General features: G+C 68.3%; 7 protein-coding genes. 3 read left to right on the plus strand and 4 right to left on the minus strand.

From position 1 onward, the window contains the following. Window positions 1-317: 317 nt before the first annotated feature. Window positions 318-749: a YccF domain-containing protein gene (locus AC5RUH_RS16215; RefSeq protein WP_494000686.1), complete on the plus strand. Its 432-nt coding sequence runs from the start codon at window positions 318-320 to the stop codon at window positions 747-749. 33 nt (window positions 750-782) lie between these two features. Here the strand turns inward: AC5RUH_RS16215 and AC5RUH_RS16220 are convergent, their stop codons facing one another. After that, window positions 783-1253, minus strand: coding sequence for a pyridoxamine 5'-phosphate oxidase family protein (locus AC5RUH_RS16220; protein WP_494129103.1), 471 nt, complete (start codon window positions 1251-1253; stop codon window positions 783-785). Window positions 1254-1482: 229 nt separating this feature from the next. Here AC5RUH_RS16220 and AC5RUH_RS16225 point away from each other — a divergent pair, with 229 nt between their 5' ends. Beyond that, window positions 1483-2049, plus strand: a complete 567-nt coding sequence (locus tag AC5RUH_RS16225; protein WP_494000684.1) for a YceI family protein — start codon at window positions 1483-1485, stop codon at window positions 2047-2049. A 77-nt stretch (window positions 2050-2126) separates the two neighbouring features. Here AC5RUH_RS16225 and AC5RUH_RS16230 read toward each other — a convergent pair whose 3' ends face one another. After that, entirely contained in the window at window positions 2127-2684 is a 558-nt protein-coding gene (locus AC5RUH_RS16230; RefSeq protein WP_494129104.1) for a HutD/Ves family protein, read from the minus strand. Window positions 2685-2704: 20 nt separating this feature from the next. Then, window positions 2705-3241 (minus strand): GNAT family N-acetyltransferase, encoded by a 537-nt coding sequence (locus AC5RUH_RS16235; RefSeq protein WP_494012872.1) that lies wholly within the window; start codon window positions 3239-3241, stop codon window positions 2705-2707. 257 nt (window positions 3242-3498) lie between these two features. Here AC5RUH_RS16235 and clpB point away from each other — a divergent pair, with 257 nt between their 5' ends. After that, on the plus strand, window positions 3499-6123 hold the full coding sequence (gene clpB / locus AC5RUH_RS16240; RefSeq protein ID WP_494129105.1) for an ATP-dependent chaperone ClpB: 2625 nt from the start codon (window positions 3499-3501) through the stop codon (window positions 6121-6123). A gap of 43 nt (window positions 6124-6166) precedes the next feature. Here the strand turns inward: clpB and AC5RUH_RS16245 are convergent. Continuing rightward, a partial coding sequence (locus AC5RUH_RS16245; RefSeq protein WP_494129106.1) for a septum formation family protein occupies window positions 6167-6806 on the minus strand: 640 nt, incomplete at its 5' end.

Here is a 6806-nt window from a genome sequence, read left to right on the forward strand (position 1 = left end):
GGCACCCGCCCGGTCTTCCGGTCGGAGACTCCGGCTTCCGAGCGTCCGGCCCGCCGCGGCCCGCGCCGCGCCACGGCGCCGGCTTCGCAGGAAAAGCGCCGGACCAGCTAGGCCGGGCGCAGAGCCGAAGGCCGCAGGGCGGCCCCTCCGTACGGAAGGGGCCGCCCTGCGGCCTTTAATTTTCGACAGGGAAGTTTCGTCGTGCCGGGGGCCGCGCTGCGATGCTCCACCGACGACCCGCGCCCCAACGGCAGATCGGGGGACACTCAGGGACGTCCCGTATGGCGGCCGAGCGCGTCCGTGGCCAGAATGGTGGGATGAAGGCACTCCTGAACGTCATCTGGCTCCTGTTCGGCGGCATCTGGCTGGCGCTGGGCTACTTCCTGGCCGGCATCGTCTGCTGCCTGCTGATCGTGACGATCCCGTTCGGCATTGCGTCGTTCCGCATCGCGGGCTACGCGCTGTGGCCGTTCGGCCGCATGGTGGTGGACCGCGGCGGGCGCACCTACTTTATGTCCACGCTGGGAAACATCATTTGGCTGCTGGTCGCCGGCATCTGGATCGCGATCGGGCATGTGCTGACGGCGGTGGCGCAGGCGATCACCATCATCGGCATCCCGCTGGCGATCGCCAACCTCAAGATGATTCCGGTGTCCCTGACGCCGCTGGGCAAACAGATCGTGCCCACCGACCGGGCGTTCCCGGGCTACATTCCCGGCTATCAGCCGGGACCCGTTACCTGGCGCTGACCCGTCGGTGCGGCCGGCCGGCCATGCGGGCGGCTACTCGATCTGCAGCCGGCGGCTGTCGCTGAGCCCCGGCGTGCGGCGGGCCGATGCCGGCACCACAAAACGCCGTCCGGTGACCACCGTGGGAACGATGCGGACGAAATGGTTCTTTTCGCCCGACTGCCAGGGGAACAGCGGCAGCATTGCCGATTCCAGGACGTCCTCAATGCTGCTCATCCGCTGGGCGCTGCCGCGCGCGACGGCGCTCCAGGCGACGCCGGTGGCCGGATCGAAGCCGTCCACCTCCAAAACCACTTCGCCGGCGAGGGCGGCGTCGAGCTTGGTTCCCGGGGCGGAGCGGAACACGATGCTGCCGTGATCCACGACGTAATTGACCGGAAAGATCTCCGGGTGGGAATCGACGACGACTCCGAGCCGGCCGAAGTCAGCGCTGCGGAACAATTTCCAGCAATCGGCCACAGGCAGCTGTGTCGTCGATGAAGGCATCTCGTTCGCGGTGGTCATGGCATCAGTCTATTGACCGCTGACAGGCTGGGATAGGGCGCGGATTCCGCCGGTCGGATGCCGCTGCGGGTCGCCGGGGCGGCCCCGGAATTCAGGCGCCCAGGTGGTGCACTGCGTCCCATTATGTGTTGGAATTACCACACGAGCCGCATGCGGCTGAAGGAGACGGCCGGGCGCATCCATCTGGCTTTGGGGAAGGCAGTGCCTGTGCCAGAGGAGGAGCGCTGCCATGTCCGAACTATCTCCTGATCTGTCCGGGGAGTGGCGGTTCGACCCGGCCCATACCCGGATCGGATTTTCCACCCGCCATGCCATGGTGACCAAAGTCCGGGGCGCGTTCAACGACGTGGAAGGCATCATCCAGGCCGACGTGGACAACCCGGCCAACTCGTCCGTCAAGGTCACGATCAAGGTCGCCAGCATTGATACCCGCAGCCCGCAACGCGACGAGCATCTGCGCACGAACGACTTCTTCGATGCGCCGAACTATCCGGAGATTACGTTCGTCAGCACCCGCATCGATCAGGTGGAAAGCGCAAACTTCATTGTGAACGGCGACCTGACCATCCGCGGCATCACCAAGCAGGTTGCGGTTCCGATCGACTTCATCGGCGTGGAGCGGGACCCGGGCGGGCAGCTCCGGGCGGGCTTTGAGGGCTCCCGGCGCATTGACCGGCAGGAGTTCGGGGTCAAATGGAACACGGCCCTGGACTCGGGCGGCATGCTCGTGTCGGACCGCGTGATGCTGGAGTTCGAGGTCTCCGCGGTCAAGGTCGAGGACGCCGCCGCGCAGTAGGGAACCGGCGCAATAAGGAGCCGGCTCCGGAGGCCCGGCCGCCCTCAAAGCCCGGCCGCCCTCAGGGCCCGGCCGCCTCAGTCCCCGGCGGGATAGACCGACACCAGTGCCGCGAACCCGCGGCCGCTGACCTCGGCCGCGACCGAGCCGACCACGGCGTCGTAGGGATGCAGCGGCTGGGCGGTGTCGCCAGCCGTCGCCTGTGCCTGGCCCTGCAGCAGCACCAGGTACTGCCCGTCCGACAGCCGCAGCGGCTGTTTCTTCGAGAGCTCGACGATCAGCAGGCCGGCGCCCCAGGCCCCGCGGCGGGTCATGACGTTCAGCGCGCGGCACGGCCCGGTGGGCAGGCTGCAGTCCGCGCTGCTCCCGCCGTCGAACCGGAACGGGCGGTAGCGTTCCATCCGGTGCTGGCTGCCGTCCACGGTCAGGAAGGCGACGTCACCGTCCACAACGGTGAATATTCGGTCCACGCCCGGATATTCGGAGAAGCTGCCGTCCGAGCTGATGTCCGCCAGGCTTAACCGCCAACCGGGGAGCCCGTCCGTGCCGAGGTCACCGGCCGCCAGTTCCCTGGTGACGCCGCCGCCGTTCCGCCACCGCTGTTCCTTGAGCGCGGCTGCGCGAATGATCTCCACTGGGACTCCTTGACCGGATGTTATAGCTGCCGGTCCCAGTTCAGCACATAGGCGTCCTGGTAGCCGTCCGGGCCGCTGACCGCCGCGGCCTCGTTCCGTTCGAACCCCAGCGACGTGACGATGCGCCGGGACGCGGTGTTGGCCGGATGGACCAGCGCCAGGATCGGCGGCAGTTCCAAAAACTCGTTGACATGGGCGACGACGGCGGCCACCGCCTCGCGCCCGTAACCGCGGTGCCACACGGCGGGGTCGAAACGGTAGTAGAGATTCAGCACCGGGCGGCCGGACAGCGCCACGTGCTTGACGCCGGCAAAGCCGATGGCGTCTTCGCGGCCGGGCAGGCGGACGGCGAAGTAGCCCACGCCGTGGTCCTCCCACTGCCTTTCCCAGCGCTGGAACAGGCCCTCGGCTTCCTCGTTCCAGATGAGCGCGTCGGAAGGATTGAACCGCGTGGTGCGCCGGTCGGAGAGGATCCGGAACATGGCACTGATGTCCTCCGGCGTCGGCTGGTTCAGCAGCAGCCGGGCAGTTTCCAACATGGTTTCCGTCAGGGCCACCTCCGTCCGCCTCCTGCACGTCCCCGCTACAGCCTATTCGCCGGACGCCCTTCCGGGCAGGGGCGCCGGGGCGACAAGATGGAGGCGGGCAAGGAGGCTTCGGTGGCGGGGGAGCAGAGCTCCGGGGGCGGTGATCCGCGCTCCGCAGCCTGTGGATAACTTTACATTCAAAGTTGAGTGGACTACACTCAACTTAGTTTCAGGGCCGGCACTAACGGGGCTGGCCAGATCCATTCCGGAGCGAACGGAGAGATGCGTTGGACGCTAAATTCACCACCAAGAGCCAGGAAGCGCTGTCGGCCGCGGCGATGAACGCCTCGACGGCGGGCAATCCGCAGATCGAGCCGGCCCACCTGCTCAAGGCCCTGATGGACCAGCGCGACGGCGTGGCCGTAGCCGTGCTGAAGTCCGCCGGGGCCGATCCGGACTCGGTGAGTGTTCAGGCGAGCACCGCGATCAAGGCTCTGCCGTCGTCGTCGGGATCCTCCGTGGCGCAGGCGCAGTACTCCCGGGGCCTGCTCCAAGCGGTCCAGATCGCCCGGCAGGAGTCGGAAAAGTGGGGGGACACCTACGTGTCCACGGAATTTCTGCTGCTGGGCCTCGCGGCGGACAACGCCGCCGTCGGGAAGATCCTGCGCGACGCCGGTGCCTCCCATGAGGCACTTCTCGCCGCCCTGCCCGGCCTGCGCGGAGACCGGAAGGTCACCACCGCCGATCCGGAGAACACGTTCCAGGCGCTGGAGAAGTTCGGCACCGACCTGACCGCCATCGCCCGCGCCGGGAAGCTGGATCCGGTGATCGGCCGGGATGCGGAAATCCGCCGCGTGGTCCAGGTGCTCTCGCGCCGCACCAAGAACAATCCCGTGCTGATCGGCGAACCCGGGGTCGGCAAGACCGCCGTGGTGGAGGGCCTGGCCCAGCGGATGGTGGCCGGCGACGTGCCTGAATCGCTGCGCGGCAAGACGCTGATGTCGCTGGACCTCGCGGCCATGGTGGCCGGCGCCAAGTACCGGGGCGAGTTCGAGGAACGGCTGAAGGCCGTGCTGGAAGAGATCAAGAGCTCGGACGGGCAGATCGTCACCTTCATCGACGAGTTGCATACCGTCGTCGGCGCGGGGGCCTCCGAAGGCTCGATGGACGCCGGCAACATGCTCAAGCCGATGCTGGCCCGCGGCGAGCTGCGGCTGATCGGCGCCACCACCCTGGACGAGTACCGCGAGAACATCGAGAAGGATCCGGCGCTGGAGCGGCGCTTCCAGCAGGTCTACGTGGGGGAGCCGAGCGTCGAGGACACCATCGGCATCCTGCGCGGACTCAAGGAGCGCTACGAGGCGCACCACAAGGTATCGATCGGGGACTCCGCCCTGGTGGCCGCCGCGACGCTGTCCAACCGCTACATCTCCGGCCGGCAACTGCCGGACAAGGCCATCGACCTGGTGGACGAGGCCGCCTCCCGGCTGCGGATGGAGATCGATTCTGCCCCCGAGGAGATCGACCAGCTGCGCCGCGCCGTCGACCGGCTCACAATGGAAGAACTGGCGCTGGCCAAAGAAACTGACGCGGCCTCGCGGGAACGGCTGGAGGCGCTGCGTGCCGACATGGCAGACAAGAAGGAGCAGCTGGCGGCCCTGAACACCCGGTGGGAGGCGGAGAAGGCCGGGCTGAACCGCGTGGGCGACCTGAAGGCCAAGCTGGACGAGCTGCGCTCGCAGGCCGACAAGTCCCAGCGCGAGGGCGACCTGGCCGAGGCCTCCCGGATCCTGTACGGGGAAATCCCGACGCTGGAAAAGGAGCTGGCCCAGGCGCAGGCGGCCGAGGAACAGGGCGGCGCCGGGCGGGACCAGATGGTCTCCGAGGAGGTGACCGCCGACGACATCGCCGAGGTCATCTCCGCGTGGACCGGCATCCCGGCCGGCCGCATGCTGCAGGGCGAAAGCCAGAAGCTGCTGCAGATGGAGGAGCACATCGGCTCACGGCTGATCGGCCAGTCCAAGGCGGTTGCCTCGGTTTCGGACGCGGTACGGCGCGCCCGGGCGGGCATCAGCGACCCGGACCGGCCCACCGGCTCGTTCCTCTTCCTGGGTCCCACCGGCGTCGGCAAGACCGAGCTGGCCAAGGCGCTGGCGGACTTCCTGTTCGACGACGAACGGGCCATGGTCCGGATCGACATGAGCGAGTACTCGGAAAAGCACTCCGTGTCGCGTCTGGTCGGCGCCCCTCCGGGGTACGTGGGCTACGAAGAAGGCGGCCAGCTGACCGAGGCCGTCCGCCGCCGGCCCTACTCCGTCGTGCTGCTGGACGAGGTGGAGAAGGCCCATCCCGAGGCCTTCGACATCCTCCTGCAGGTGCTCGACGACGGACGCCTCACCGACGGGCAGGGCCGCACCGTGGACTTCCGCAACGTGATCCTGGTGCTGACCTCCAACCTCGGCTCGCAGTTCCTCGTGGACCAGACCATGGACGCAGACACGAAGCGCGAAGGGGTCCTGAACGTGGTGAACGCCAGCTTCAAGCCGGAGTTCCTCAACCGGCTGGACGACGTGATCATCTTCGACCCGCTGAGCATCGAAGAGCTCTCCCGGATCGTGGATCTGCAGGTGGCGGCGCTGGCTGCGCGGCTGGCCGAACGCCGGCTGACCCTCGAGGTCACGGACGCCGCCCGCGAGTGGCTGGCCCTGACCGGCTTCGATCCCGCCTACGGGGCCCGGCCGCTGCGTCGGCTGGTCCAGCGCGAGATCGGCGACAAGCTGGCCCGCGGCCTGCTCGCGGGCGCGATCAGCGACGGCGACACCGTACTGGTGGATGTGCCGGAGATCGACGTCGACGGCGGGGCCGGCGGGCTGATCGTGCAGTCGAAGGTGGGGGCGGTCCGCGGCGGTTGACCTGAGCGGCCCGGCGGGGACCGCCGGACTGTTCCGTGCCGGGTTACAGGTCGACCAGCGACCCGGTGATCTCCTGGCCCTCCTCGGCGATCTTGAAGCAGTCGATCCGGCGATCGCCCTGCGCCCACGTCTCCTTGGAAGGCATGCCGTAGGAGTCCTTGAGATCCGGCTGGTCGGCCGCGGAGTCGTTGAGGGCGACGGCCGTGCAGACCTCCTGGGCCTTGATGTTCAGTTCGTCGGCGCCCGGGAACTCCTCGTCGTCCCCGTAGGAGAAGGTGCCCACCAGTTGCGCCTCATGCGGCGTGTCGCAGGTGACGACGGTTGCTTCACGCATGACGGCCTCGAAGTCGGTGAAGCACTGGCCCTGCTGGAAATCGAACGGCGAGACGTTCTCCGCGACGACGCCGTCCCCGTTGGGCGTCTCTGCGGCGGTCTGCGTCGACGCCGGACTGGCCGCCCCGCCGGCAGGGGAGCCGCCGGTCAGGCTGGACACGATCATGGCGATAATCACGATCGCCACAATGACGACCGCGCCGATGATGACCAGCGGCTTCCAGTCCATTTTCCGGGCCGGGCCCGCGGCGGGACCGCCGGACGCTTCGTCACCGGCGCCGCCGCGGCGCAGGCCGTCGGCGGCGGTGGAGTACCACTTCTTTTCCGGCGCGGAGCCGTCGGTGCCGGGC

This window comes from Arthrobacter sp. Y3223166, assembly GCF_059090935.1.

What these genes read in the sequence shown, in the direction of transcription:
- AC5RUH_RS16215 (WP_494000686.1), top strand. Translation starts at nt 318, where the DNA reads ATGAAGGCACTCCTGAACGTCATCTGGCTCCTGTTCGGCGGCATCTGG.
- AC5RUH_RS16220 (WP_494129103.1), bottom strand. Translation starts at nt 1,253, where the DNA reads ATGACCACCGCGAACGAGATGCCTTCATCGACGACACAGCTGCCTGTG.
- AC5RUH_RS16225 (WP_494000684.1), top strand. Translation starts at nt 1,483, where the DNA reads ATGTCCGAACTATCTCCTGATCTGTCCGGGGAGTGGCGGTTCGACCCG.